Source organism: Mycolicibacterium palauense (assembly GCF_002592005.1).
Classification (GTDB): Bacteria; Actinomycetota; Actinomycetes; order Mycobacteriales; family Mycobacteriaceae; genus Mycobacterium; species Mycobacterium palauense.
The window spans coordinates 1-1,760 of the sequence record NZ_NVQF01000188.1 but is presented as its reverse complement, the minus strand read 5'-3'; the positions used below and the strand labels follow the sequence as shown (position 1 = coordinate 1,760).

General features: G+C 66.7%; 1 protein-coding gene. It reads left to right on the top strand.

Annotation, left to right across the window (positions count from 1 at the left end):
• Positions 1-85: 85 nt before the first annotated feature.
• Positions 86-1,760 (top strand): molybdopterin-dependent oxidoreductase (locus tag CSR00_RS29765; RefSeq protein ID WP_176562340.1); only part of this gene is annotated, 1,675 nt, incomplete at its 3' end.

Genomic DNA, 1,760 nt, shown 5'->3' with positions numbered 1-1,760 from the left:
GGCGGCGGCCAGCGTTCCCGGTTCCGAGTCGGCGTCGACGGCCGCGCACGCCGAGCGCGTCCGGCTCGGCGAATGGGCCGGTGGGATCACCGACGAACCCGCCCGCCTCCCGGCCCTTCGGGTGGGCCGCCGGTGGATCAGTTCCTTGTGGCTGGTTCCGCTGACGGTGGCGGGGCTGGTGGTCGGGGTGGCCGTTGCCCAACACCTGCGCCACTACGAGTGGATGCAGGATTTCCTCCTGCGTTACCCGGGGACGGCGGCCACCCGCGGGACCATCGAACCGGGGCTTCCGGCGTGGCTGCGGTGGAGCCATCTGTTCAACATCGTGTTCATGATGTTCATCATCCGCGCCGGCCTGCAGATCCTCGCCGACCATCCGCGGCTGTACCTCAATGCCGGGAGCACACCGGGAACCGCATGGCTGCGGATGCGCGGCCCGATCCCGCCGGACCGGCTTGAGCCCGCCGATCCGGCCCGGCAGTGGACGGCCAAGGACGACTCGGTGTCCCTGCCGAGATGGCTGGGGATCCCGGGGATCCGGCACTCGATCGGCCTGGCCCGGTGGTGGCACTTCACCTTCGACGCGTTCTGGTTGCTGAACGGGCTGGTGTTCTACGTGCTGTTGTTCGCCACCGGGCAGTGGCGGCGCATCGTCCCCCAGTCCTGGGACGTCGTCCCCAACGCGGTCTCGACACTGATCCAGTACCTGTCGCTGGACTTCCCCACCAACGACGGGTTCGTGGCCTACAACGGACTGCAGCTGCTGGCCTACTTCCTGACGGTGTTCGTCTTTGCCCCACTGGCGTTCGTGACCGGACTGCTGCAGGCCCCGGCGATCGCGGCACGCTTCGGCCTGGGTCGAGGGCCGACGAACCGGCAGGTCGCGCGCTCGATCCACTTCCTGGTCCTGGTGTGGATGGTGTTCTTCATCGCCGTGCACACGATCATGGTGTTCACCACCGGGTTGATCGGAAACCTCAATCACATCGTGTTCGGCACCAACACCGACTCCTACTGGGCGTTGGTGATCTACCTGATCGCGATGGCCGTCATCGTCGCACTGTGGTGGCTGGCCTCGCCGGTGACGTTGCGCTACCCGCGCGCGGTGCAGACGGTGGGTCGACACACCATCGGCTGGATCAAGGGGCTCATGGAGTGGTTCCACCCGCGCGCCGACTACACCGAGAAGGACATCTCCCCGTACCTGTGGGCCAACGGCACCCTGCCGACGTCGCGGGAGTACCGCCGGTTGCAGGCCGGCGACTGGGCCGACTACCGGCTGCGGGTCACCGGGATGGTCGAGCGCCCCCGCGAGTTCGGCTATCCCGAGCTCTTGGCGATGGACAAGCATGAGCAGATCACCCAGCACTACTGCATCCAGGGCTGGTCGGGGATCGCCAAGTGGGGCGGGGTGGCGATGTCGGACATCCTCGACGCCGTTCGTCCGCTGCCGGCGGCGCGCTGGGTGGTGTTCTACTCGATGGCCGACGGCTCGGAAGCGGGCGCAGGCCGCTACTACGACTGCCACAAGATCGAGCACATGCGTCATCCGATGGCGCTGTTGGCCTATGAGATGAACGGTGCACCGTTGACGGAGGCCCACGGGGCGCCGCTGCGGTTGCGCAACGAAGTCGAACTGGGCTTCAAACAGGTCAAGTGGATCGAGTCGATCGAGTTCGTGGACAGTTTCGACGGCATCGGCAAGGGCCACGGCGGCTACAACGAGGACCACGAGTTCTACGGGTATCGAATGCCCATCT